At 58.8% G+C, this 25,240-nt stretch carries 24 protein-coding genes and 1 tRNA gene; 19 read left to right on the top strand and 6 right to left on the bottom strand.

What is annotated here, in order from left to right; translation table 11 throughout:
• Positions 1–39: 39 nt before the first annotated feature.
• A complete protein-coding gene (locus A7J50_RS32145) occupies positions 40–642 on the bottom strand; it encodes a cold-shock protein (RefSeq protein WP_064453930.1) in 603 nt (200 codons plus the stop codon).
• A gap of 439 nt (positions 643–1,081) precedes the next feature.
• Here A7J50_RS32145 and A7J50_RS23400 point away from each other — a divergent pair, with 439 nt between their 5' ends.
• From A7J50_RS23400 to A7J50_RS32000, 19 genes are all read left to right on the top strand, one after another.
• Positions 1,082–1,555: a Dps family protein gene (locus A7J50_RS23400; RefSeq protein WP_003193874.1), complete on the top strand. Its 474-nt coding sequence runs from the start codon at positions 1,082–1,084 to the stop codon at positions 1,553–1,555.
• 181 nt (positions 1,556–1,736) lie between these two features.
• Positions 1,737–2,078, top strand: a complete 342-nt coding sequence (locus A7J50_RS23395) for a ribbon-helix-helix domain-containing protein (protein WP_064453929.1) — start codon at positions 1,737–1,739, stop codon at positions 2,076–2,078.
• A gap of 171 nt (positions 2,079–2,249) precedes the next feature.
• A complete protein-coding gene (locus tag A7J50_RS23390; RefSeq protein ID WP_017139808.1) occupies positions 2,250–2,471 on the top strand; it encodes an FmdB family zinc ribbon protein in 222 nt (73 codons plus the stop codon).
• A 107-nt stretch (positions 2,472–2,578) separates the two neighbouring features.
• On the top strand, positions 2,579–4,354 hold the full coding sequence (gene aspS, locus A7J50_RS23385) for an aspartate--tRNA ligase (RefSeq protein ID WP_064453928.1): 1,776 nt from the start codon (positions 2,579–2,581) through the stop codon (positions 4,352–4,354).
• 150 nt (positions 4,355–4,504) lie between these two features.
• Positions 4,505–5,251: a YebC/PmpR family DNA-binding transcriptional regulator gene (locus tag A7J50_RS23380; RefSeq protein ID WP_064453927.1), complete on the top strand. Its 747-nt coding sequence runs from the start codon at positions 4,505–4,507 to the stop codon at positions 5,249–5,251.
• A gap of 157 nt (positions 5,252–5,408) precedes the next feature.
• Positions 5,409–5,933 carry a crossover junction endodeoxyribonuclease RuvC gene (ruvC, locus tag A7J50_RS23375; protein WP_024077147.1) on the top strand — a complete coding sequence of 175 codons (525 nt, stop codon included), beginning with the start codon at positions 5,409–5,411 and terminating at the stop codon, positions 5,931–5,933.
• Positions 5,934–6,000: 67 nt separating this feature from the next.
• The gene (gene ruvA / locus A7J50_RS23370) at positions 6,001–6,612 is read left to right on the top strand and encodes a Holliday junction branch migration protein RuvA (protein WP_064453926.1); all 612 of its coding nucleotides are present in this window, start codon (positions 6,001–6,003) and stop codon (positions 6,610–6,612) included.
• The gene (gene ruvB / locus A7J50_RS23365; protein ID WP_064453925.1) at positions 6,613–7,671 is read left to right on the top strand and encodes a Holliday junction branch migration DNA helicase RuvB; all 1,059 of its coding nucleotides are present in this window, start codon (positions 6,613–6,615) and stop codon (positions 7,669–7,671) included.
• A gap of 139 nt (positions 7,672–7,810) precedes the next feature.
• The gene (ybgC, locus tag A7J50_RS23360) at positions 7,811–8,266 is read left to right on the top strand and encodes a tol-pal system-associated acyl-CoA thioesterase (RefSeq protein WP_064453924.1); all 456 of its coding nucleotides are present in this window, start codon (positions 7,811–7,813) and stop codon (positions 8,264–8,266) included.
• Between the two features lies 1 nt (position 8,267).
• Positions 8,268–8,963, top strand: coding sequence for a protein TolQ (tolQ, locus tag A7J50_RS23355; protein WP_024077143.1), 696 nt, complete (start codon positions 8,268–8,270; stop codon positions 8,961–8,963).
• A 23-nt stretch (positions 8,964–8,986) separates the two neighbouring features.
• Positions 8,987–9,439 carry a protein TolR gene (gene tolR / locus A7J50_RS23350; protein WP_161630238.1) on the top strand — a complete coding sequence of 151 codons (453 nt, stop codon included), beginning with the start codon at positions 8,987–8,989 and terminating at the stop codon, positions 9,437–9,439.
• Positions 9,439–10,512, top strand: coding sequence for a cell envelope integrity protein TolA (tolA, locus tag A7J50_RS23345; protein ID WP_064453923.1), 1,074 nt, complete (start codon positions 9,439–9,441; stop codon positions 10,510–10,512). The genes tolR and tolA overlap by 1 nt, the downstream gene beginning before the upstream one ends.
• Positions 10,513–10,529: 17 nt before the next feature.
• Positions 10,530–11,810, top strand: a complete 1,281-nt coding sequence (gene tolB, locus A7J50_RS23340) for a Tol-Pal system beta propeller repeat protein TolB (RefSeq protein WP_152745290.1) — start codon at positions 10,530–10,532, stop codon at positions 11,808–11,810.
• A gap of 55 nt (positions 11,811–11,865) precedes the next feature.
• On the top strand, positions 11,866–12,366 hold the full coding sequence (gene pal / locus A7J50_RS23335; protein ID WP_003209827.1) for a peptidoglycan-associated lipoprotein Pal: 501 nt from the start codon (positions 11,866–11,868) through the stop codon (positions 12,364–12,366).
• A 6-nt stretch (positions 12,367–12,372) separates the two neighbouring features.
• Positions 12,373–13,209: a tol-pal system protein YbgF gene (gene ybgF / locus A7J50_RS23330; RefSeq protein ID WP_064453922.1), complete on the top strand. Its 837-nt coding sequence runs from the start codon at positions 12,373–12,375 to the stop codon at positions 13,207–13,209.
• Between the two features lie 164 nt (positions 13,210–13,373).
• Positions 13,374–14,021 (top strand): 7-carboxy-7-deazaguanine synthase QueE, encoded by a 648-nt coding sequence (gene queE / locus A7J50_RS23325; protein ID WP_053257751.1) that lies wholly within the window; start codon positions 13,374–13,376, stop codon positions 14,019–14,021.
• A gap of 1 nt (position 14,022) precedes the next feature.
• Positions 14,023–14,700 carry a 7-cyano-7-deazaguanine synthase QueC gene (gene queC / locus A7J50_RS23320; RefSeq protein WP_064453921.1) on the top strand — a complete coding sequence of 226 codons (678 nt, stop codon included), beginning with the start codon at positions 14,023–14,025 and terminating at the stop codon, positions 14,698–14,700.
• 63 nt (positions 14,701–14,763) lie between these two features.
• A tRNA-Lys gene (locus tag A7J50_RS23315) sits at positions 14,764–14,839 on the top strand.
• 501 nt (positions 14,840–15,340) lie between these two features.
• Positions 15,341–16,246 (top strand): hypothetical protein, encoded by a 906-nt coding sequence (locus A7J50_RS32000; protein WP_237140864.1) that lies wholly within the window; start codon positions 15,341–15,343, stop codon positions 16,244–16,246.
• 148 nt (positions 16,247–16,394) lie between these two features.
• On the opposite strand, the gene pstB is transcribed toward A7J50_RS32000, so the two are convergent.
• The 5 genes from pstB to A7J50_RS23285 all read right to left on the bottom strand — a co-directional run bounded on the left by pstB (position 16,395) and on the right by A7J50_RS23285 (position 25,225).
• Positions 16,395–17,174 carry a phosphate ABC transporter ATP-binding protein PstB gene (gene pstB / locus A7J50_RS23305; RefSeq protein ID WP_064453920.1) on the bottom strand — a complete coding sequence of 260 codons (780 nt, stop codon included), beginning with the start codon at positions 17,172–17,174 and terminating at the stop codon, positions 16,395–16,397.
• Positions 17,174–18,046 carry a phosphate ABC transporter permease PstA gene (gene pstA, locus A7J50_RS23300; RefSeq protein ID WP_064453919.1) on the bottom strand — a complete coding sequence of 291 codons (873 nt, stop codon included), beginning with the start codon at positions 18,044–18,046 and terminating at the stop codon, positions 17,174–17,176. Before pstA ends, pstB begins: the two co-directional genes overlap by 1 nt.
• Complete coding sequence (gene pstC / locus A7J50_RS23295; RefSeq protein ID WP_167353738.1) at positions 18,043–19,011, bottom strand: phosphate ABC transporter permease subunit PstC; 969 nt, start codon at positions 19,009–19,011, stop codon at positions 18,043–18,045. The genes pstA and pstC overlap by 4 nt, the downstream gene beginning before the upstream one ends.
• 82 nt (positions 19,012–19,093) lie before the next feature.
• Complete coding sequence (gene pstS, locus A7J50_RS23290; RefSeq protein ID WP_082895948.1) at positions 19,094–20,110, bottom strand: phosphate ABC transporter substrate-binding protein PstS; 1,017 nt, start codon at positions 20,108–20,110, stop codon at positions 19,094–19,096.
• Between the two features lie 171 nt (positions 20,111–20,281).
• Entirely contained in the window at positions 20,282–25,225 is a 4,944-nt protein-coding gene (locus A7J50_RS23285) for a hemagglutinin repeat-containing protein (RefSeq protein WP_064453916.1), read from the bottom strand.
• Positions 25,226–25,240: the final 15 nt, after the last annotated feature.

Here is a 25,240-nt window from a genome sequence, read left to right as displayed (position 1 = left end):
CTAGCTGGATCGCGGTTTTTTTTGCGCTGCGGGTGGGAATCAGCGACGCGGTAATGCCGCAATCACGTCTTCGGCCTGCAGGCCCTTGTCGCGGTTCATGACGGAGAACTCCACGCGCTGGCCTTCGACCAGGACGCGGTGGCCTTCGCCACGGATGGCCCGGAAGTGGACGAAGATATCGTCGCCCGAATCGCGGGAAATAAAGCCGAAGCCTTTGGAGGTGTTGAACCACTTGACGGTCCCGGTATCCCGGTTGGTCATGTCGTAGTTTTGCGACGCAGCGGCAGGGGACGAACGGTAGAAGCTGATGGCCAGGTGAAGAACGATGGCGACCACAGCAATCACCAGGCTGAGCAGGATGGCCGGGTGGCCGCCCACTTCAGGCATCGGTGCCAGGAGGGTGAGGGTTTGAACGACAACGGTCAGTACCAGCAACGCGCTGACCAGGTTTTGCAGTTGATGACGCGTGCCTTTGTTCCAGTAAGGGATTACCGGTACCAGCGTCAGGTTAAGAAGGCCGAACAAGGCCAGGTACAGAGCGTCGTGTTGTTCCAGGTAGGGAGGGCTTCCCTGTTGCAAGCTCGGTATAAAGGACAGCAGCAACGCTGCAACGCCCGTTAGCAGGTGGACGATTTTCAACATTTTGATTAACTCACGTTAAGAAGGATCACAAGGAAGAGCTGACTGGCACGGTTCGCTTCTGAACAATGGGAGGCGTTGAGCACGTGCGCGGGTATCAGCCTATGTGGCGGCCGCAGAAATAAACGGCTAGCCACACGACGTCTATTTAACAGCAAAGGCTGTGCCTACTCAAATCAAGCATTTCGGGGCGTTAAAGCCAGCGGGGCATTTGTGCAGCAAACGCTTGTCCTAGACAGGTGCGGGCTGTTCGGGCGACATTTTGAATGTTTCCTGACCGGCGCAAAGGCTTGCCCGCCGGTCGCAGGCGAGCGACCGCCTTGGGGTAGCGGGGCGATTTGTCGCACGGCACCTGCGTGAGGTGGGCTGCACACAGGCGGTACTCTTGCTAGAGTGGTCCTGCACCTGATCAATGAATATTCGTCAATTGAAGGGGAAAAACATGGCAATCGATATTGGTATCAGTGAAGAAGATCGTAAATCCATCGTCGATGGGCTTTCACGACTGCTGTCCGATACCTATGTACTGTATTTGAAAACCCACAACTTCCATTGGAACGTCACGGGCCCCATGTTTCGTACGCTGCACTTGATGTTTGAAGAGCAGTACAACGAACTCGCACTGGCCGTGGACTCCATTGCCGAGCGTATCCGCGCCTTGGGCTTCCCGGCACCGGGGGCTTATTCGATCTACGCCCGCCTGTCTTCCATCAAGGAAGAGGAGGGTGTGCCTAGCGCCGAAGAAATGATCAAGCAGTTGGTGGCCGGCCAGGAAGCAGTGACACGTACCGCACGCGGGATCTTCCCATTACTCGACAAGGTCAGCGATGAGCCCACGGCGGACTTGTTGACCCAGCGCATGCAAGTACACGAGAAAACCGCGTGGATGCTGCGTTCCCTGCTCGAAAATCAATAAGCTTCGTGCCTGAGTGGCGCCTTCCTGGCGCCGCTCGCTTGTTTCTCTGCGCTTCCTGGCGTTGTCCTACGATTATCAACGCCCCGTCTTCTGGCTGCCCCTCTCGTCCTGCTGTTTTATAGAGCCACTGTCCAATGGGAGAAACCCGTGGGCTGCTGTTTGGCAATGGAGTGTCAGGTGTATGTCACGTGGTGTGGGTAATGGAGTGATGGAAGCCGGTGGTTTTCATAAGATAAAGGTCGACCCCTTTGCAAAAGGGTTCGACATGGGGCTGGCCAAGCCATTGTCCCGGTCAGTCAGGCTCAACGGGTTTTCGACCTGCCTGCGGCTCGAACAGATCTACTGGAATATCCTCACGGAGATAGCCGGGATCAATGCCTGCTCGGTCAGTGCGTTGCTGTCTTACGTCGACCGGGAAGTGCATTTGAGGTACGGAGGGGTGAAGAACTTCAGCGGGCTGGTCAGGGTGGTGTGCGTGGTTCACGTATTAAAAGGGCGTGTCAGCGCCCTTGACCTCGATTAATACGGCCGTTGCGAAGCGGGTCCACCGTCAAGGCGGGCCAGGCTTCGGGCAGAAAGCCGGCTGCACTGCCTCGATTTACCAGATATAATCCCGCGCTTTGCTGCGCATGCCTGGGGTTTATCCACAGGGCAGGGCGTGGCGCAGTAACGATCTGATCGCCGAGACATCTCCATGCCCATGTACGACTATCAATGTGCTTCCTGTGGTCATCAGTTGGAAGCCATTCAGAAGATCAGCGCAGCGCCGCTGGTCGATTGCCCTGCCTGCCAGGCTCCTGAGCTGAAGAAGATGTTGTCCATGCCGGGCTTCCGCCTGAGCGGCGGCGGCTGGTACGAGACCGACTTCAAGACCGGCGCCAAGAAGAACCTGGCGGGCGGCGACAAAGCAGACTGAGTTGAACTCTACGCGCAGGCTCCTGCATTATCCGTCCCCTGCTTAACTGTACGGTGACGAGGCGAGCCTCCACCGAATTTCGAATTACGAGAAGTGAAACCACTACCATGATGCGCAGCCACTATTGCGGCCAACTGAACGAGACCCTGGAAGGTCAGGAAATCACCCTTTGCGGATGGGTTCACCGTCGCCGCGACCACGGCGGGGTGATTTTCCTCGATATCCGTGATCGTGATGGTCTGGCCCAGGTGGTGTTCGATCCGGACCGCGCCGAGAGCTTCGCCGCCGCCGACCGTGTGCGCAGCGAGTACGTTGTCAAGATCACCGGCAAGGTTCGCCTGCGTCCGGCCGGTGCCGTGAACGCGAACATGGCCTCCGGCGCCATCGAAGTGCTGGGCTACGAGCTGGAAGTGCTGAACGAGTCGGAAACCCCGCCGTTCCCACTCAACGAGTATTCCGACGTGGGCGAAGAAACTCGCCTGCGCTACCGCTTCCTGGACCTGCGTCGTCCGGAAATGGCCGAGAAGCTGCGTCTGCGTTCGCGCATGACCACCAGCATCCGCCGCTTCCTCGACGAGAACGGCTTCCTCGACGTCGAAACGCCGATCCTGACCCGGGCCACCCCGGAAGGCGCGCGTGACTATCTGGTGCCAAGCCGTACCCACGCCGGCTCCTTCTTCGCCTTGCCGCAATCGCCGCAGCTGTTCAAACAACTGCTGATGGTGGCCGGCTTCGACCGTTACTACCAGATCGCCAAGTGCTTCCGCGACGAAGACCTGCGTGCCGACCGCCAGCCTGAATTCACCCAGATCGACATCGAGACCAGCTTCCTCGATGAAAAAGAGATCATGGGCCTGACCGAACAAATGATCCGCAACCTGTTCAAGGAAGTGCTGGACCTGGAGTTCGGCGAGTTCCCGCACATGACCTTCGAAGAAGCCATGCGCCGCTACGGTTCCGACAAGCCAGACCTGCGTAACCCGCTGGAACTGGTGGACGTGGCCGACCAGCTCAAAGCAGTCGACTTCAAGGTGTTCAGCGGCCCGGCCAACGACCCTAAATGCCGTATCGCCGCCCTGCGTGTACCAGGCGGCGCGAGCATGCCGCGCAAACAGATCGACGACTACACCAAGTTCGTCGGCATCTACGGTGCCAAAGGCCTGGCGTACATCAAGGTCAACGAGCGTGCTAACGGTGTTGATGGTCTGCAATCGCCGATCGTGAAAAACATCCCGCTGGACAACCTGAACGCGATCCTCGATCGCGTTGGCGCGGTTGACGGCGACATCGTGTTCTTCGGTGCCGACAAAGCCAAGATCGTCAGCGAAGCCCTGGGCGCGCTGCGGATCAAGCTGGGCCACGACCTGGACCTGCTGACCTGCAAGTGGGCACCGATGTGGGTGGTCGACTTCCCGATGTTCGAAGAGAACGACGACGGCAGCTTCAGCGCCTTGCACCACCCGTTCACTGCGCCGAAGTGCTCGCCGCAAGAGCTGGAAGCCAACCCCGCTGGAGCTCTGTCCCGCGCCTACGACATGGTGTTGAACGGCACTGAGTTGGGTGGCGGTTCGATCCGTATCCACCGCAAAGAGATGCAACAAGCGGTCTTCCGCCTGTTGGGCATCAACGAAGCGGAACAGGAAGAGAAATTCGGCTTCCTGCTCGACGCCCTGAAATACGGCGCGCCGCCGCACGGTGGCCTGGCGTTCGGTCTGGACCGTCTGGTGATGCTGATGACCGGCGCCCAGTCGATCCGTGAAGTGATCGCCTTCCCGAAAACCCAGAGTGCTGCGGACGTCATGACCCAGGCTCCGGGCGTGGTGGATGCCAAGGCCCTGCGCGAACTGCATATCCGTCTGCGTGAGGCGCCGAAGGCTGAGTAAGGCCGCTGCGTGAAAGCGCACTGAGGTTTACGCAGTCTAAAAAGGCGCATCTTCGGATGCGCCTTTGCGTTACAAGGGTTGTGCTTTAAAGAGAGAAGTCCGGCCTGGGGCTGGATCGATAAGGTTTCTAGAGAATTTCGGAGTTGTGTTATGGCTGGCCATTCCAAGTGGGCGAACATCAAGCACCGCAAAGAGCGTCAGGATGCCAAGAAAGGCAAGATCTTCACCAAGTGGATTCGCGAGCTGACCGTCGCTGCTCGCCAGGGTGGCGGTGACCCGGGCTCCAACCCGCGTCTGCGCCTGGCGCTGGACAAGGCGTTGGGCGCCAACATGAGCCGCGACATTATTGATCGCGCCGTGGCGCGTGGTGCCGGTGCAGCTGACACCGACGACATGGTCGAGCTGAGCTATGAAGGCTATGGCCCGGGTGGCGTGGCGGTGATGGTCGAGTGCATGACCGACAACCGCAACCGTACGGCGGCAGCCGTGCGCCATGCGTTCAGCAAATGTGGCGGCAACCTCGGCACCGACGGTTCGGTGGCCTACCTGTTCGAACGCAAGGGGCAGATCTCCTTCGCACCGGGCGTGGATGAAGACGCACTGATCGAAGCCGCCATGGAAGCGGACGCCGACGACGTAGTCACCAACGAAGACGGCTCCATCGACGTATTCACCTCGTTTGCCGGGTTCTATACCGTGCGTAACGCGTTGGAAGCGGCCGGTTTCAAAGGCACTGACGCGGAAATCGTGATGCTGCCGACCACCAGCGCCGAGCTGGACCTGGACGGCGCGCAGAAAGTGCTGAAGATGCTCGATATGCTCGAAGACCTGGACGATGTGCAGAACGTTTATTCCAATGCCGACATTCCAGAAGAAGTCGCAGCACAGCTAGTCTGAAAAATGATGTAGATCAACATGTGGGAGCTGGCTTGCCTGCGATAGCATCACCTCGGTTTAGAAGACGCACCGAGGTGCCTGCATCGCAGGCAAGCCAGCTCCCACAGTTGATCGATGTTGGCCGCAAGAATTGTGTTTCCCCCACCCCGCAGGCGTTATGACTTTAATCCTAGGTATCGACCCCGGTTCGCGCATTACCGGTTTTGGCGTGGTGCAACACACCCCGCGTGGCTGCGTCTACGTCGCCTCGGGCTGCATCCGCACTGGCGCGGGCGAGTTGGCCGAGCGCCTGCAGATCGTCTATCGCGGCGTGCGTGAAGTGATCCAGACCTACGGGCCGGTCACCATGGGCATCGAAAAAGTCTTCATGGCCAAAAACGCCGACTCCGCCCTGAAACTCGGCCAGGCCCGTGGCGCCGCGATCGTCGCCGGTGCGGAAGAGGGCATGGAAATCGCCGAATACACGGCGACCCAGGTCAAGCAGGCCGTGGTGGGCACCGGTGCGGCAAACAAGGAGCAGGTGCAGATGATGGTCATGCACATGCTCAAGCTCACCTCAAAACCGCAAATCGACGCCTCCGACGCCCTGGCCATTGCCATTTGCCATGCCCACACCCGCTCCAGCCTGTTGCCGCATGGCCTGGGCACGGCACGCAGTCGTGGCGGGCGGCTGCGTCTCTGATAGCATCAGCGCAATCGTTATTTCCGGTCAGGCCTTGTTCTGACCCCAAGCTTTAAGGATCTGAACCGTGATTGGACGCTTGCGCGGCACCCTGGCTGAAAAACAGCCGCCGCACCTGATTCTGGATGTAAATGGGTTGGGGTATGAGCTGGAAGTGCCCATGACCACCCTCTATCGCCTGCCGTCGATCGGCGAGCCAATAACGCTGCACACACATCTGGTGGTGCGCGAAGATGCGCAATTGCTCTATGGTTTCATAGGCAAGCGCGACCGCGACTTCTTCCGCGAACTGATTCGCCTCAATGGCGTGGGGCCCAAGCTTGCGCTGGCGTTGATGTCGAGCCTGGAAGTGGATGAATTGGTACGCGCTGTTTCGGCCCAGGACACCTCTGCGCTGACCAAGGTGCCGGGTGTCGGCAAGAAAACCGCGGAGCGCCTGCTGGTGGAACTCAAGGATCGCTTCAAGGCCTGGGAAGTCGTACCGAGCATGTTTGCCCTGGTGCCGAACCAGCCGGATATGCCGGTGGGGCAGGTTGCCAGTGCCGAAAGCGATGCCGTCAGCGCGTTGATCTCCTTGGGCTACAAGCCGCAGGAGGCCAGCAAAGCGGTGTCGGCCATCAAGGACAAGAACCTGAGCAGCGAAGACATGATCCGCCGAGCCCTGAAGGGAATGATTTAAGTGATTGAAGCTGATCGTCTGATCGCGGCCACCGGCCCGCGCGACCGTGAAGAGGTCCAGGACCGCGCCATCCGCCCCCTGAGCCTGGCCGACTACATTGGCCAGCCCACCGTGCGCGAGCAGATGGAGTTGTTCATCCAGGCCGCGCGCGGGCGCAGTGAGTCCCTCGACCACACGTTGATCTTCGGTCCGCCGGGGCTGGGTAAAACCACGCTGGCCATGATTATCGCCCATGAAATGGGCGTGTCGATCAAGTCCACCTCCGGCCCGGTGCTGGAGCGTCCGGGTGACCTGGCGGCGTTGCTGACCAATCTTGAACCCCACGACGTGCTGTTTATCGACGAGATCCACCGGCTGTCGCCGATCGTCGAAGAAGTGCTGTACCCGGCCATGGAAGACTTCCAGCTCGACATCATGATCGGCGAGGGCCCGGCGGCCCGCTCGATCAAGCTCGACCTGCCGCCTTTCACATTGGTCGGCGCAACCACCCGCGCGGGCATGCTGACCAACCCGCTACGAGACCGTTTCGGCATTGTGCAACGTCTAGAGTTCTATAGCACCGCTGACCTGGCGACCATCGTCAGCCGGTCTGCGAGCATTCTCGGCTTGCCCCTGGACCCGGAAGGCGCCTTTGAAATCGCCCGCCGGGCCCGTGGCACGCCACGGATCGCCAACCGTTTGTTGCGTCGCGTACGCGATTTTGCCGAGGTGCGGGCCAAGGGGCATATCACCAAGGCCGTGGCCGACCTGGCCTTGAACCTGTTGGATGTGGACGAGCATGGCTTCGATCATCAGGATCGACGTCTACTCTTGACCATGATCGAGAAGTTCGACGGTGGCCCGGTGGGCGTGGACAGCCTGGCAGCCGCCATCAGTGAAGAGCGCCATACCATTGAGGATGTGCTGGAGCCGTACCTGATCCAGCAGGGCTACATCATGCGCACGCCACGGGGGCGAGTGGTCACGCGCCACGCCTATTTGCACTTTGGGTTAAACATTCCGTCACGATTGGGCGAGATGCCTGTAGTAGACGAATTCCTCGATGCAGTGGACGATTAAAAAGGTCACGCCAGTCGATTTATCTGAAGTTTGTGCTGTCCTAGTGGCTGGTGTCGTCATTCAGTCGTTAGAAATGTTGCTTGGAATGAAAAAACAGTTGCCTGGCCGGATTGGCAACCTGAGGAGTAAGCACTAGAGTATGCGCGCGCAAAACGGGGATCAGTCGTTCGTACATCGCTGTCGCGTTTATTACGAGGACACCGATGCTGGCGGCATCGTGTATTACGTCAACTACCTCAAGTTCATGGAGCGGGCTCGAACCGAGCGGCTACGGGAGTTGGGCTTTGCCCAATCCACGCTTGCGGGGGAAGACCTGTTGTTTGTCGTGCATTCCAGCGAGGCGCGTTACCACGCACCGGCGCGGCTGGACGATGAACTGCTGGTCAGCGCGCAAGTAATCGAATTGAACCGTGTCAGCCTGCGCTTTAAACAGCAAGTCAGGCGGGCAACGGATGCAACGCTGCTCTGTGAGGGGCAGTTCCTGGTGGCCTGTGTGCGCACCAATAGTTTGAAACCCCGGGCCATTCCCGAAGCTCTACGTGCGGCCTTTGCCGGCGTAAGCGGCGCGGGTAAACAATCAAAGCAGGAGATTTAGCGTGGAACCTACCGTCGTCGACCATTCCTCCATGTGGAGCCTGGTCAGCAATGCCAGTGTTGTGGTTCAACTGGTAATGCTGATCCTGGTAGCCGCATCGGTTACCTCTTGGGTCATGATTTTTCAGCGCAGCAACTTGCTGCGTGCCGGTCGACGTGCCCTGGAGAGCTTCGAAGAGCGCTTCTGGTCGGGTATCGACCTGTCCAAGCTGTACCGTCAGGCGGGCAGCAACCCGGACCCGGATTCGGGCGTCGAGCAGATCTTCCGCGCCGGCTTCAAGGAATTCTCGCGCCTGCGCCAGCAGCCGGGCGTCGACCCTGAAGCGGTCATGGAAGGTGTGGCCCGTGCCATGCGCGTCGCGATTTCACGCGAAGAAGAGAAACTGGAGCAGAGCCTGCCGTTCCTCGCTACCGTCGGCTCCGTCAGCCCGTACATCGGTCTGTTCGGCACCGTCTGGGGGATCATGAACTCCTTCCGTGGCCTGGCTCAGGCCCAGCAAGCGACCCTGGCCACTGTGGCCCCGGGTATCGCCGAAGCCCTGGTCGCTACCGCGATCGGCCTGTTCGCTGCTATCCCAGCAGTAATCGCTTACAACCGTTTTGCCGCACGCGGCGAAACCTTGATCAGCCGTTACTACACCTTCGCCGACGAGTTCCAGGCGATCCTGCACCGTAAAGTGCACACCAGCGAAGAATAAGCAGGTAATTCCCAATGGCTTTAATCGCTCGAGCTCGCAAAAAGCGCAAGCCGGTCGCCGAGATGAACGTAGTGCCCTACATCGACGTGATGTTGGTGCTGCTGGTCATCTTCATGGTGACCGCGCCGATGCTCAATCAGGGCGTGAAGGTTGATCTGCCCAAGGTTTCCAGCGAAGCCTTGCCGCAAGACAACAACACTCAGGTCCTGACCATTTCGATCAAGGCTGACAAGACCTATTACTGGAACCTTGGCAGCGAAGTCGACACTCAGAAACAGCAGGACAAGGCCATGACCTTGCCGCAGATGACCGACGCCGTGACCAAGATCATCCGGTCCGGCAACGAAGGCGGCAAGCACACGCAAGTGTTCATTCGCGGCGACAAAGTGGTCGACTATGGCTCCGTCATGGGTGCCATGGGTGGGCTGCAGAAGGCCGGCGTCGGTAACGTTGGCTTGATTACCGAGGCGCCCTGATGCACCAACAGCGAGAGCCGTCCGCCTCGGAAAGCTTCTTCTGGCCTAGCGTCTGGGCAATTGCCCTGCACGTCCTGGTGTTTGGCATGCTGTTCGTCAGCTTTGCCATGACCCCGGACCTGCCGCCAGCCAAGCCGATCGTGCAGGCGACCCTGTATCAGCTGAAATCGAAAAGTCAGGCCACTACCCAGACCAATCAGAAGATTGCGGGTGAGGCCCAGAAGTCGGCTGCGCGCCAGACCGAAGTCGAGCAGATGGAACAGAAGAAGGTCGAGCAGGAAGCGGTGAAGGCTGCTGCGGAACAAAAGAAAGAAGAGGCGGCTCAAAAGGCCGAGGAATCGAAAAAGGCTGACGAAGCCAAGAAAGCTGACGAGGCGAAAAAGGCTGATGAAGCCAAGAAAGCCGACAAAGCTGCCGAAGCTAAAAAGGCTGAAGAGAAACAACTGGCTGATATAGCCAAGAAGAAGTCTGAAGAAGAAGCCAAAAAAGCGGCCGAAGAAGAGGCCAAGAAAAAGGCCGCTGAAGACGCCAAGAAAAAGATAGTCGAAGACGCGAAGAAGAAAGCCGCCGAAGACGCCAAGAAAAAAGCTGAAGCAGACGAGGCGAAGAAAAAGATCGCCGACGACGCGAAGAAGAAAGCTGCCGCCGACGCCACCAAGAAAAAGGCCCAGGAAGCAGCACGTAAATCCGCCGAAGAGAAAAAGGCCCAGGCCTTGGCAGATTTGCTTTCCGACACGCCGCAGCGTCAGCAAGCCTTGGCCGATGAACGTGGTGATGAAGTCGCGGGCAGTTTCGACGACCTGATTCGGGCACGGGCAGCGGAAGGCTGGACACGTCCACCTTCGGCACGCAAAGGTATGACAGTAGTGCTGCAGATCGGCATGTTGCCGGACGGTACGGTGACTTCGGTCAGCGTGGCCAAGTCCAGTGGTGACGGTTCGTTCGACAGTTCGGCGGTTGCCGCGGTCAAGAACATTGGCCGGTTGACCGAGATGCAGGGAATGAAACCAAGCGACTTCGCTCCCTATCGTTCATTCAAGATGACATTCACACCTGAGGATCTAGCCTTGTGAGAAACCTTCTTCGAGGAATGCTTGTCGTTATTTGCTGTATGGCAGGGATAGCGGCGGCGGATGAAAAGAACATCCTGGTCACCAGCGGTAGTGATCGGGCCACCCCGATCGCGGTAGTACCGTTCGGCTGGCAGGGCGGCAGCGTGCTGCCGGACGACATGGCCCAGATCGTCAGCGACGACCTGCGCAACTCCGGCTACTACGCGCCGATTCCGAAAGGCAACATGATCAGCCAGCCGAACCAGGCCAGCGAAGTTGTGTTCCGTGACTGGAAGGCCGTTGGCGCCCAGTACCTGATGGTCGGCAACATCACGCCAGCCGGTGGTCGCCTGCAGATCCAGTACACGTTGTTCAACGTGGCTACCGAGCAGCAGGTCTTGACCGGCAGCGTATCGGGCACCGCCGAACAACTGCGGGACATGGCCCACTACATCTCGGACCAGTCGTTTGAAAAACTCACCGGTATCAAAGGTGCGTTCTCGACACGCCTGCTTTATGTAACGGCTGAGCGTTTCTCTGTAGACAACACTCGTTATACGTTGCAGCGCTCGGACTACGACGGTGCACGCGCCGTGACCTTGCTGCAGTCCCGTGAGCCAATCCTGTCGCCGCGCTTTGCGCCGGATGGCAAGCGTATTGCCTACGTGTCTTTCGAACAGCGCCGTCCGCGTATCTTCGTCCAGCACATCGATACTGGCCGTCGTGAGCAGATCACCAACTTCGAAGGCCTCAACGGCGCACCTGCATGGTCACCGGATGGTTCGCGCCTGGCATTCGTGCTGTCCAAGGATGGCAACCCGGATATCTACGTGATGAACATGGCTTCGCGCCAGATCAGCCGAGTTACCAGCGGCCCGGGCATCAACACCGAACCGTTCTGGGGTAAGGATGGTTCGACCATCTATTTCACCTCTGACCGTGGCGGCAAGCCTCAAATCTACAAAACAAGCGTAGGTGGCGGTGGCGCAGAACGCGTGACCTTTATTGGTAACTACAATGCCAACCCTAAGCTTTCGGCTGATGAAAAGACGTTGGTGATGATTCACCGTCAGGATGGTTTCACTAATTTCCGGGTTGCGGCCCAGGATTTGCAGCGTGGAACGGTAAAAATCCTCACAGACACCAACCTTGATGAGTCAGCTACTGTTGCGCCCAACGGCACCATGGTAATCTACGCCACCCGCCAGCAGGGCCGGGGAGTCTTGATGCTCGTGTCCATTAATGGACGCGTAAGGCTCCCGCTTCCTACCGCACAAGGCGAAGTCAGAGAACCGTCCTGGTCCCCTTACCTGAACTGACGCGGCGCTACAAAAAGATTTGCTTAACACACTGGGGTTCATTAGGAGTTTCACGATGGAAATGCTGAAGTTTGGTAAGTTTGCTGCTCTGGCTCTGGCTCTGTCCGTAGCCGTTGGTTGCTCGTCTAAAGGCGGCGACAATGCCGGTGAAGGCGCAGCTGTTGATCCAAACGCTGGTTACGGCGCTAACACTGGTGCAGTTGACGGCTCCCTGAGCGAAGAAGCTGCTCTGCGCGCTATCACCACTTTCTACTTCGAATACGACAGTTCGGACCTGAAGCCAGAAGCCATGCGCGCTCTGGACGTTCACGCGAAGGACCTGAAAGCTAACGGCGCTCGCGTTGTTCTGGAAGGTAACACCGACGAACGTGGTACTCGTGAGTACAACATGGCACTGGGCGAGCGTCGTGCGAAAGCCGTTCAGCGCTACCTGGTACTGCAAGGTGTTGCTCCGGGCCAACTGGAACTGGTTTCCTACGGTAAAGAGCGTCCAGTTGCTACTGGCCACGACGAGCAGTCCTGGGCTCAAAACCGTCGCGTCGAACTGCGTAAGTAATTCGTCATGCGAACGTGCCGTCGTGCTCTAACTGTATTGGCTCTCAGCCTCGCACCGCTTGCGGTGTGGGCTGCGGTTCCTGTGGAAGATAGCAACTCTGGCTATAACAATAGCGGGAGCAGTTATCCGCCAGCGGGTTATGGCACGAACGGCGCCTATGCTGGGGGGGCGGCTACGTCCGCCCCCTCGGCACAGGGCGAACTGTTCAACCAGCTGCAACGCATGCAGGATCAATTGTCGCAGCAACAAGGCACCATTGAAGTTCTGCAGAATCAAGTGAACCAGCTGAAGCAAGAAGGCCTGGAGCGTTACCAGGATCTTGATCGACGTATTGGAGCCGGCGTAACACCTGCCGCAACTCCTGATAATTCTTCTGCCGGTGGCGCGCCAAGCGCTGCCGCCGGTGGTGCCGCAGCAGGGGCAGCGGCTGCTGGCCAAGCCCCTGCCGCGAGCAGCGAACCGGGTGATCCGGCGAAGGAAAAACTGTATTACGACGCAGCCTTCGACCTGATCAAAGCCAAGGATTTCGATAAGGCCAGCCAGGCTTTTACCGCATTCCTGCGCAAATACCCGAACAGCCAATACGCGGGCAATGCCCAGTACTGGTTGGGTGAGGTGAACCTGGCAAAGGGTGATTTACAAGCGGCGGGCCAGGCATTTGCCAAGGTCAGCCAGCTGTACCCAAAGCACGCCAAGGTGCCTGACTCGCTGTACAAACTGGCTGACGTAGAACGCCGCCTGGGTCATACCGACAAGGTCAAAGGCATTCTGCAGCAAGTGGTTGCCCAATATCCGGGTACGTCTGCTGCCCAGTTGGCCCAGCGGGATCTGCAGCGCTTGTAAGCGATGTAGCCCGTTTAGAAGAAACCCGCGCCTGGCGCGGGTTTTTTCGTTAGAATCCACGCCCTTTTATGAAACACGCTTCCCGGGGTTGGCGCGTTGGCGCAATCCCTTGAAGTGCCTGACGGAGGCGGACAGCCTGTTTAGCTGTTACGCCCGTGGCGACTATGCAAGACACATTACGTATTACCGAAGTTTTTTACTCGTTGCAGGGTGAAACGCGAACCGCTGGCCTGCCCACCGTATTTGTACGGCTGACCGGCTGCCCGTTGCGTTGCCAATACTGTGACAGCGCCTACGCTTTCAGTGGCGGCACTGTGCGCACTCTCGACGATATCCTTGAGCAGGTTGCCGGCTTCAAGCCGCGCTACGTCTGTGTGACCGGTGGCGAGCCTCTGGCCCAGCCCAATGCCATCCCGTTGCTCAAGCAACTGTGTGATGCCGGTTACGAAGTCTCGCTGGAGACCAGCGGTGCCCTGGACATCTCTGCTGTGGATTCGCGCGTAAGCCGAGTGGTCGATCTGAAGACGCCAGGCTCCAAGGAAGCGCACCGTAACCTTTACGAGAACATCGATCTGCTGACGGCCAACGATCAGGTCAAGTTCGTGATCTGTTCGCGTGACGATTATGACTGGGCGGCTTCCAAGCTGATCCAATACGGCCTCGACCGCCGTGCCGGCGAAGTGCTGTTCTCGCCGAGCCATCATGACCTGAACGCCCGCGACCTGGCCGACTGGGTCGTGGCGGACAACCTGCCGGTACGCCTGCAATTGCAGTTGCATAAATACCTGTGGAATGACGAGCCGGGGCGCTGACATGACGGATCAAAAACGCGCCGTCATCTTGCTGTCCGGCGGCCTTGACTCCGCCACCATGGTTGCCATGGCGCAGGCGCAAGGCTACCGCTGCTACACCATGAGCTTCGACTACGGCCAACGCCACCGCGCCGAGCTGGACGCCGCCGCGCGTGTCGCCCGTGACCTGAGTGTGGTCGAGCACAAAGTGATCGGACTCAACCTCAATGGCATCGGCGGCTCGGCTCTTACCGACAGCAGCATCGATGTGCCCGAGGCGCCCAGCGAAGGCATCCCGCTGACCTACGTGCCGGCGCGCAATACCGTGTTCCTGTCGCTGGCCCTTGGTTGGGCCGAAGTATTGAATGCCCGTGACATCTTCATCGGCGTCAATGCACTGGACTACAACGGTTATCCGGACTGCCGTCCAGAGTACGTCGAGTCATTCGAGCGCATGGCCAACCTGGCGACCAAGGCTGGTGTGGAAGGGCAAAGCTTTCGTATCCAGGCCCCGCTGCAGAACATGAGCAAGGCAGACATTGTGAAGGCTGGCGTAGGACTTGGCGTGGATTACGCGCTGACTGTTTCCTGCTACCAGGCAGACGATGCTGGCCGCGCTTGTGGGAAATGTGACGCTTGCCGACTGCGTGCAGAAGGCTTCCAAACGGCCGGAATTACAGACCCAACGCGTTATTTCTGATTTATTTCAAATAAGGTGTTGAATAATCCTTAGAAATCAGTATTATACGCGCCACAACACAGCGGGTCGTTAGCTCAGTTGGTAGAGCAGTTGGCTTTTAACCAATTGGTCGTAGGTTCGAATCCCACACGACCCACCATTTTTGGCGGTTTAGAAAATCCGGAAGGCCCACGCAAGTGAGGATTTCCGGGTTTTTTTTTGCCTGGGATTTGGTTGAGAAGTAGAGCCTGGGTGAGGGGTTACCACTAAAGCCGGTGCAGGGGGCGTGCCGTCGCGGCGTTCGCTACGCGAGGTTTCAATAGAATGTCTTGAGTGATGGGCAACTCAGATATATCTCCCGCAATTGTCAGTTATAGACCTTATCTGCTTTAGGAAAAGTCCACGCCGTCCGAGCGCTCTTTCTGATAGCGCGGTTTGGTGTCAGCCATTTACTGTCATATCGTGAAATGTGCGTACAAGTCGTCAGTTGCCTTGATCGAAATCAGCAATTATTTACAGCCGACAATGACGACGTTCACACCGCTAGGGCATTCATCGGTGTCAGCACTATGGATGCGTGTGAGGCCTTATAACCATGCCTATGAACGGGCATTGCATTGACGCCTATTGATGGCTGTTCCAAAAGAGGGCTGTGGTTGTTATGAATATCTACCGTTCGCAACTTTCTCCACAAGCAATACATGTTCAACTGCCAACACAATCGCCAGCGAGTGTGACGGTAAAAAAATCTGAAGACAGTGCTTCGCGTACTCCGCTTATTTCCGATGCCTCAGTGCTCGATAAAGTAAGCGATCCAAAATTTGAAATGAAGAAAGAGTTCACATCCCCCAACGGATTGTTTGGTGTGAAGTACTCGCTTGCCGCTCCGCGCCCTGGGTTGAGCAACATTACGTTCCCTATCATTATCGACGAAGGTCTTCAAAAAAAGGCTGACAAGGACGCAGGGATTTACTACGCGATGATGTTCGGCGTCAATACTGAGAAAGGTACAGCCCTTGGTCGTGGCTATATCGGGATGCAACCCCGAGGGGATGGCAAGGCGCTGATTATTTTTTCCGGATATGGCCCGCATTTCAATGCGCCCAAAGGGCGTGCTGAATTTGATGGGGTAACAGGCGCGAGCAATAGCACCTTGGTGGACTTTAAGTTTGGCAATAAGTATGAACTTACTGTCGAACGAGACCCCGCAGCCCCGCGAATTTTGAGCGCCTATGTTCAGGATGTTACGGATCCTGATAACCCTGGGCCAAAACAACATGTCAAAGATATATACGTCGATCAGAATGTTGCGCTAGCGGGTAGTGACGCTGGCTTCGTCGAACAATACGGCGCGAAAATAAATAAAAGCTCGCAGATAGCGCCTACCCGCGGTAGTTTTTTTGCACCCTTTACTACTGATGACAAGGGGGATGTAAAGGTGGGTGAAATCATGAGCACAGGTCTGTATGGCAGGTATAAAAATTCGACGGTAGGTAAACAGCATATTGTCAAAGAACAGGGCATAGGTAAGGAGTTGGAGTTCTCTTTGCAAGGTGTTGGCTCTTAGGCGCAAACTGACGGCTGGCAGTATAGGTAGTGTTTTCGAAGGGCCTGTAAAACTTTATTCCCACCGCCTTATGGCGGTTTAGAAAATCCGGACGGCTCACGCAAATGAGGCGTTCCGGATTTTTTGGTTAAAGAGTATTGGCGTCCGCTCAACCAAACCGCCCGGTAATATAGTCCTCCGTCTGCTTCATCTGCGGCTTGGTGAAGATCTCGTCCGTATTCCCATACTCAATCAATTCCCCCATGAACATGAACGCGGTGTTGTCCGACACCCGCGCGGCTTGCTGCATGTTGTGGGTCACGATGATCACCGTGTACTGCGTCTTCAACTCTGTAATCAACTGCTCGATACGCCCGGTCGAGATGGGGTCGAGCGCTGAGGTCGGTTCGTCCAGCAGTAACACCTGCGGTCGCAGGGCAATGGTGCGCGCGATGCACAGTCGCTGTTGCTGGCCACCCGAGAGGCTCTGCGCGCTCTGGTTGAGTTTGTCTTTCACTTCATCCCACAGGGCGCCGCCGCGCAAGGCTTGCTCGACGCGGTCATTCATTTCACGCCGGGACAATTTTTCATGATGGCGCACCGCGTAGGCGATGTTGTCGAAGATCGACATTGGAAACGGCACGGGCTTCTGGAACACCATGCCCACATGGCTGCGCAGGCGGTTCATCGAGTAGCCGGGGGCGAGGATGTTTTCGCCATTGAGCAGCACTTCGCCACGCGCTTCCTGCTTGGGGTACATCGAGTAGATGCGATTGAACACCCGCAGCAAGGTGGACTTGCCGCAGCCCGAGGGACCGATGATGGCGGTGATGCGCTTTTCCGGAATGTCGATGTCGATGGATTTCAGGGAGCGTTGGTTGTTGTAGAAAAACTCCAACCCGCGCACCTGGATTTTGGTTTTTTCGTGAGCAATGCCGGTGGCGTCCATCAGTGAGACCTATTGCGTAAAAGAATCAGGCGGGATGCCAGGCTGAGTACCAGCACGAACAGCGTGAGGACCAATGCACCGGCCCACGCGAGCGCATGCCAGTCGTCGAACGGGCTCATGGCGTACTGGAAAATAACCACAGGCACACTGGCAATCGGCTTGAGCAGGTTGCTGCTCCAGAACTGATTGCCGAAGGCGGTGAACAGCAGCGGGGCCGTTTCCCCGGTAATCCTGGCCAGCGCGAGCAGGATGCCGGTGACCACGCCGGCTTTGGCCGCTCTCAACACGATCTGCAGCGTCAGCTTCCATTGCGGCACACCCAGTGCCAGGGCCGCCTCGCGCATGGTCGAGGGTTGTAGCTGGAGCATTTCATCGGTGGTGCGTACCACCACCGGAATTACCAGCAGGGCCAAGGCCAATGCCCCCGCGATGGCAGAAAAGCCGACCTGATGATTGGTCAGCAGGTTGAGCGGCAAGATGACGCCGGTGTAGATGAACAGCCCCAGCACAATTGACGGCGCGGACAGCAGAATGTCGTTGATGAACCGCACGGTAGTTCCCAGGCGCGAGTGTCGTGCGAACTCTGCCAGCCAGATGCCCGCCATCAGCCCGATGGGTGTGCCGATCAGCAACGCGATAGCGGACATCAGTGCGCTGCCATAAAACGCATTGGCCAGGCCGCCTTCGGTGCCGGGCGGTGGGGTCATCTGGGTAAACAGGCGCAGGTTGAGCGCCTGGAAGCCGTTGATGATGGTCGTCACTAAAATCCACGCCAGCCACAGCAGGCCAAAGGCCGTAGCGCCGCAACTGAGGAACATGGCCACGCCGTTTTTAAGCGCGCGTGTTCGATAAAGGCGTTCGTTCGCGTTCATAGCCCTTCCTTACGCGACAGGCGCATCAGCATCAACCGCGCCAATGCCAGTACGATGAAGGTCACGATAAACAGCAGGAAGCCCAAGGCGATCAGCGCCGAGCGATGCAGGTCGGTGTAGGCCTCGCTGAACTCGTTGGCGATGACGGACGCGATGGAACTGCTGGGCATCAGCAACGAGGCGGAAAACTGCTGGGCGTTACCCAGTACGAAGGTCACGGCCATGGTCTCGCCAAGGGCACGACCCAGGCCGAGAAAGATGCCGCCGACCACCGCCGACCGGGTGTAGGGCAAGACGATGTCCCACACCACTTCCCACGTGGTGCTGCCCAAGGCGTAGGCGGATTCTTTCAACTGTGTCGGCACACTGCGAAACACCTCATGCATCACCGACGTGATAAACGGCATGATCATCACCGCCAGCACGATGCCGGCGGTCAGCATGCCAATCCCCAGCGGTGGGCCCTGGAACAGCGAGCCGACAAAGGGCAGGGCGCCCAGGTAGTCATTGATCAAGGGCGACAGGTGTTCGGCCATAAACGGCCCGAAAACGAACAGGCCCCACATGCCATAGATGATCGATGGAATACCAGCGAGCAATTCAATGGCTGAGGCGACCGGCATCTTCAGCCAGGGCGGCGCGACTTCCGTGAGAAAAATCGCGATGCCGAAACTGACCGGGACGGCAATCAGCAAGGCCAGAAACGAGGTCACCAGGGTGCCGTAGATCGGCACCACGGCGCCAAAGTGGTTATTGACCGCATCCCACTCGGTGCTGGTGATGAAATCGAAACCAAAGGTCTTGAACGCCAGTGCGCCTCCCCAAAGCGTCGAGGCTGCAATGGCTGCCAGCAGCAGTAAGACCAACATGGCTGCGCCGAACAGTGTGCGTTTGAACCACAGATCGTGGCGTTGATCGCGGGCCGCGCGGCTGTCGCTCCGTGAGTCGCCCGCGTGAGTTGTCATAACCAGGGTTTGGACGCTTTCGTTCATATCAGATGTGCTCACCGCCTTCCTCAAGCAATGAGGAAGGCGGTCATAGGGCGAATCAGTTGGTGAAGTCAGACTTCCAGTAACCTTCGATTCGCGTCACCAGAGAGTCCGGCAATGCTACGTAGTCCAGTGCCGCTGCCTGTTGCTGACCTTTTTCCAGTGACCACTTGAAGAAGCTGAACGCCGCCTGGCTCTGCTCGGCGTTCTTGGGCTGCTTGTACATGATGATCCAGGTGGTGGCCGTAATCGGCCACGCGCCTTCGCCTGGCGCGTTGGTCATGATCAGGTTGAAGTCTTTGGCGTTGGCCCAGTCGGCGGTGTCAGCGGCGGCCTGGAACGCCTTGGCGTCAGGTTTGACGAACTTCCCCGAAGCATTCTTCAACTGGGCGTACGTCATCTTGTTCTGTAAGGCGTAGGCGTATTCCACAAAGCCGATGGAGTTTTTGATCTGCTTCACGTAGGCAGAAACGCCTTCGTTACCCTTGCCACCCACGCCTACCGGCCAAGGCACGGTGGTGCCGAAGCCGATCTTGGTTTTCCAGCTCTCGCTGACTTTGGACAGGTAGTTGGTGAAGTTGTACGAAGTGCCCGAGCCGTCGGAGCGGTGCACCACGGTGATGTTCGCCACCGGCAGGTTCAAGCCGGGGTTGAGCGCAGCAATTGCCGGGTCGTTCCAGGCCTTGATGTCACCGAGAAAGATCTTCGCCAGGACGTCACCATCGAGTTTCAACTGGCCTGCGGCCACACCTTCGACGTTCATCACCGGCACGATGCCGCCAATCACGCTGGGGAACTGGCCCAGGCCGCCGGCTTTGAGTTCATCGGCGGACAGCGGCGCGTCAGAGGCGCCAAAGTCAACGGTGGCCGCCTTGATTTGGGCGATACCGCCGCCGGAGCCGATTGACTGGTAGTTGATGCGGTTGCTGGAGTTCTTACTGTAGTCCTGTGACCACTTGGACAGCACCGGGTAGACGAAGCTCGACCCGGCACCGGTAACGTCAGTGGCGTGGGCCACGCCGCTCAGGCACAGGGCGGTCAACAAAACGGACAGACTTTTTTTGCTCGGCAACATCACGACAACACCTCAAGGAAGGGGTAAGTGGATAGGTCCACCTGTCTAAGACGTGACGATTTAATTCCTGGGATGTGTCTGTTTAATGACGGTTTGGCTTTATGAAGAAACATTTAGAAATGTTTACCCCGGTGAAAACGGGCTTAACCTTTTCCACCGGGGCATTGCTGCTTAGTTGACGTCCTGATCAATCCCCGCCTGCAATTGCTGGCTGTCACTGTGCCCGCCTACCCGCAGCGGCCCAAGGTTGATGGCTTGATCCTTACGTGTGGCGTCGTCCTGTTTCTGGGTTAATTCGTCCTTGGCGCCCAGCACCAGGTTGACCGGTGATTTTGAAACGTTCAGCCCGACATCGACGCGATAATCGCTGCCTGCCAACGTCGTTGCCTTCACCTTGGAACCGCCCAGATCGACGTTGCCTGCCGGCGCGCTGATCCGTGCGCCGGTCAGGTGCGTTTCACCGCTCACCTGCAGATTGACGCCCTGAGTACCCCGGATACCGGACGCTTGAGTGACGCTGTCTTTGGCGACATGGCTGACATCCAGGTTCAAGGTCGGGGTGTAGGTGGTTTTACCGCTCTTGTCACCGAACAGCACGCTTTCTGCGGTATCAGCCACCGAGCTGCCTGGGGTGTTCTTGCCACTGACGGCAACGCTGTCACTGGTTTTTGGCCAAACCTTATCCTTGAGGTTGGACAGGTGAGAGCCCAAAGCATCCTTCTTGTCCGCGAGGTACGTCTTGGCCTTGTCGACGCGGGTACCGATCGCTCCACGGGGTTGCGGGTTCACGTCGTAGCTGTCGCTACGGGTGAGTTTCTCGCCCAGGCGCTCCTTGGCGTTGGCCACGTTTTCCTTGGCTGAAGCGAGGTGTTCGGTGCCCTTGTCGACGGCGTTCTCCAGCTTTTCGCGGTGCTTGTCGAAGGCGCCCTCGGCCTTGGCTTGCACCTTGTCCTTGAGCGGCCCGGTGGTCTTGGCCAGTTTGTTGACCACGCCGGGCTGGTTTTTCTCGACGTCGAGCTTGGCATCGACATTGACCTGAGTACTGCTGATGTGGTCCTGGCGACTCTCGACCACCAAGTCCCCGTCAACCTTGCCGCTCACCTGACCCGCTTCGATCCGTGCGCCAGCCAGGTGGGTATCGCCGGCACTGTTGATCGTCACGCTATCTGCCTTGATCAGGCTGTCGTGCTGTGCAGTGCTTTGCAGGTGATCCACATCGACCTTGGCCCGGGCATTGATGCCAAGTTGGGTCTTGGGTGTGTCGTGCTCACCGGCATCGGCCAGGGTGGTCTTGCCGCCACTGCCGCCCGCGCCGAGGGTGACGCCCCAGCTGTCATGGGCCTGAGTGGACTGCGCCGACTCTTGCAGGACGCCGCCTTTTTGCGCGTCGAGTTTGACGCTGGCAGCGGTGATCTGCGTGCCTTGCAAGTGGATGGCATCCTTCGCATCCGCGCCGCTGGCGAGGCTGACCTTGCCGTTGCTGTGCAACTGCCCAACGACTGCAGTCTGATCGTTTTCGGCGACCTTGCCGATGTTGAAGTTGGCGCTCAGGTTGCCGGTCTTGCCGCTGCTTTCGGCACTGCTGGTCTTGCCGGCACCGACGGTCAGGCCGCCGCCCAGGTTGCTGCCGTTACTCACGTGGGTGTCGGTTGCCGCCTGCAGGTCCAGCTTGCCGCCGGAAGTCAGGCTGATATCGCCGGTGTTGGCGGTGCTGCTGCCGACCTGTGTGCCTTGCAGGGTCATGTCGCCGCCGCTGCTGAGTGCGATGGGCCCGCTGCCCTGAAGCGTCGCGACACGTGCCTGGCTGTCGCGGGTGTCCAGTTGCTTATGGTCCAACTGCACACCGGCACCGAGGTTGACGTTTGTGCCGTTCGCGCCTGGCGCCGTGCCCACGGTCAATGAACCATTGCCGCGCAGACTGCTGCTGGTTTCGCTCTGGGTATCGTTGGCCTGATTGAGCGCCAACTCACCCCCCGCCTTGAGGTTGATGCCCGCCTGGCCACCGTTGAACTGGCTGCCCTCATAACGTACATCGCCCTTGGCCTCGATGTTCACGCCTTGGGTGGCGGCGTAGCTGCCGACCACCGCCGTGCTGGCGGTTTGGCTCACGTCGCTGCTGCCGCCTGTGCCGCTGCCGCGTAGGTTCAGGTCTTCACCGGTGGTGGTGTAGACCCGCACGCCCGCCTTGGCGTCCACGCCTTGCTCGCTGCTGCTGTGGGTATTGGCCGCCGCCGTGGCGACATGCTCGCCGGCATCGATCTTCAGGCCGCCATCGGTGGCGCGGTATTGAGTGCCTTCATCCTGCAACTTGCCGGCAACATTGACCTGCACCGTGGCACCACTGAACTGGCTGACCACGGCCGTGCTGTCCTGCTGTGTGCGACTTTTGCTGGTATGACCGACTTCCACATCCAGTCCGACATTGGGTTGCTCGAAGGCATCGAGCAAACCTGGCTGATGGAATTTAGCCTGGGCCATGCCTTCGATCGCTTTTTCGATAGGCCGGGTGACACCTTTGTATTCGACATTGGCGCCGACATCGGCGGTCCAACCGTTCTCCTTGTGGGTGCTGGTCTCGCTGTTATGCGCCGCCTGGTTATCGACCTGACCTGCATTGACCACTAACTCGGCACCGGCCTGGACCTGCGCGCCCTGGCTGGTGAGGGTGTTGCCGGCGTTGAGGGTCAGTTTGCCGGCCGCCGCGACGTTGCTGGTTTGCGCGGTGGTTGTACTGCGGGTGTCATTGCTGCTCTGGTGGCTGAACTGCGCGCCGTTGCCGGCGCGGTCAAGGCCTGCGGTGTAGTAGACGCCGCCGCCGATGGTGGTCTGGTCGGTGTCGCTGTGAGTGCTGTCATGGGCCGACAGCAGTTCGACGTTTTTGCCGCTCAAGGTCGCATCGCCCTCGGTGGCCTTGAGGTCGGAGCCCTTGATGCTTACGTCGCCACCGGCCGTAACGGCCACGCTGCCGCCGCTGAGGCTGGACGCCTGCTGTTGCGTGGTGTCGGTCTTGTTGGTGTGCTGCTGGTCTTCGTAGCTCACGCCGGCGCGGTACTGGCGGGTGCCATCGGCGGTTTCCCTGGCGTAGCCCTCAAAGCCTCGGGTGTGGGTGCTGGTGGTGTTGTGGGAGGTGTTTTCAGCAGCAGTGACCTTGATATCACCCTTGGCATCCGCCTGCAGTTCACCGGCGGCGGACACGTGTGAGCCGCTGACGTGGATGTCCTTGGCGCTTTGCAGCTTGAGGTTGCTGTCCGAGCGCAGGTTGCTGGCAACCACGGTGCTGTCCTTGAGGTTCTGGCGGCTTTCATCCTTGGCGATGCCGAAGAATTTGCTGTCCTTGCTGTAGCTATTGTCGTGGGACGTGTCTTGTACGCCGTCGATCACCAGCGAACCTTTGTCGCTGATCACGCTGGCCTGTTTGCCGCCACGGGCCTGGCTGCCGCTGATGCGCACTTCATCCGCCTTGACGATCAGCTTGCCGTCGGCGTTGACCTTGCTGCCGGTGTTCAAGGTTTTGCCTTTATCCCCGTCGCCGTTTTTGCCGAAGAAGCTGCCACCTGTCAGGTCGCCGGAGTACGCCGTATTACTGCTGCGTTGAGTGCGGCTGGCGCTGGTGATGTCCACTTGGCGGGCGGCCAATTGGAGGTCACCCGGTGTTTTCAGCTCGGCGCCTTGCAATTGCAGTTTCTGCTGGCTGGTCAGCTCCAGGGCCTTGCCGGCCTTGAGGCTGCTGGTGACGCTGCGCTGTTCGCTGCTGGAGGTGTCCCAGTTGGCTTTCCACAGGTGCTTGCGATGATTGCCCTGATCGCGTGTTTCATGGGTTTCGGTGGCAGCGATCACCTGAAGGTCGGCGCCGCTGTTGACGTGTAAAGCAGCCCCCGCTTCCACGTTGCTCGCTTTGATCTCGGTTTTGGCGCCGGACGAGAGCGCTGCGTCCTGTTGCGCTACGACCTTGTTGCCGTGCTGGCGCGAGTCCTTGTCGGTGGTGGTGCGGTCATAGGTTTCATAGGTGAACAGGAAGTTGCTGTTGTCCCACTGTTCACGCTTTTCCTGGAGCTTGCGGCTTTCCAGGCTGCCAAGCGTCAGGTTGCGGCCGGCGTCGAGTTTGACGTTGCGCGCGCTGACATCGGTGGCGGCCAGGCTCAGGTCCTTGGCGCTGTGCACGTCGACATCGCCCTGGCGGCTTTGCACGCTCGCGCGGGTGGCGTCGAGGCTGTTGGCGTGGACTTGGCCGCTGATATCGAGGTCGCCGGCCGAGCTGATCTTCACCCCGTCACGCCCCTCCACGTTTACGGCACCCACGCGCACGCCGGCGCCGTCGGCGGTGCTGACGATGTTGATGCGCCCGGCCTGCATCGCCCCGAACAGACGGGCGTCGATACGCTGGTCCTGGGTTTTGCTGGCCGGGTCTACCTGGTGCACCTGGCCGCTGGCGTAGTCGACCTGGTTGCGGCCGACGGTGAGGTTCAATTGATCACGCGCACTCAGGCGACCGTCGCTGTCGATGCGCGGCGCGATCAGGTTGATCGAACCCTCGCGGTTTTGCAGGCCTTGGCCTTGTACCGTCAGATGGCCACGGGCATCACGGGTGTTCAAGGCTTGCAGCTTGCCGTCGTTGAGTTCAGGGCGGCCCACCACCAGGCTGGCATTCGGGGTGTTGATGAAACTGCCGCCGTTGACAGAGATGCCGTTAGGGTTGGCCAGCACATAGTCGGCCGCCCGGCCAAAAATCTCCTGGGCGCCGTTGAGGGTTGAGGCGTTGCGGCTGATCACTTCGTTGAGGATCACGCTTGCCGCCTGGCCCTGGAACTGCGGGTTGGCTGCCAACTGCCCGGCGAGTTGGGATTGGCCGGCCTGCAAGGCGTTGTTCAGCACGACGCCCTGGCGGTCGACGTTGTAGTCCAGAAACTGGTTATGGGACAGGCCACCGGCATTCGGCGCGACGATGTTGATGATCGGCACGCCCCCCTGGTTTTGCAGTTGCGGCGTACCGCCGGGCCCTTCGACGACGGTCAACCCTGCGGCCACCACCAGTTGCGGCAGCAGAAACAGGCTGGCGATGGCCCAGCGCAGTCTGCCTTGAGGTGAAAGGTGAAACGTATGTGTGTCAGTCGGCATAAATAATTTCGCTCT

Origin of the sequence: Pseudomonas antarctica, from assembly GCF_001647715.1 — a bacterium.
Taxonomy (GTDB): domain Bacteria; phylum Pseudomonadota; class Gammaproteobacteria; order Pseudomonadales; family Pseudomonadaceae; genus Aquipseudomonas; species Aquipseudomonas antarctica_A.
Note: the sequence above shows the minus strand (reverse complement) of the source record. Positions and strands in the feature narration are given on the sequence as shown.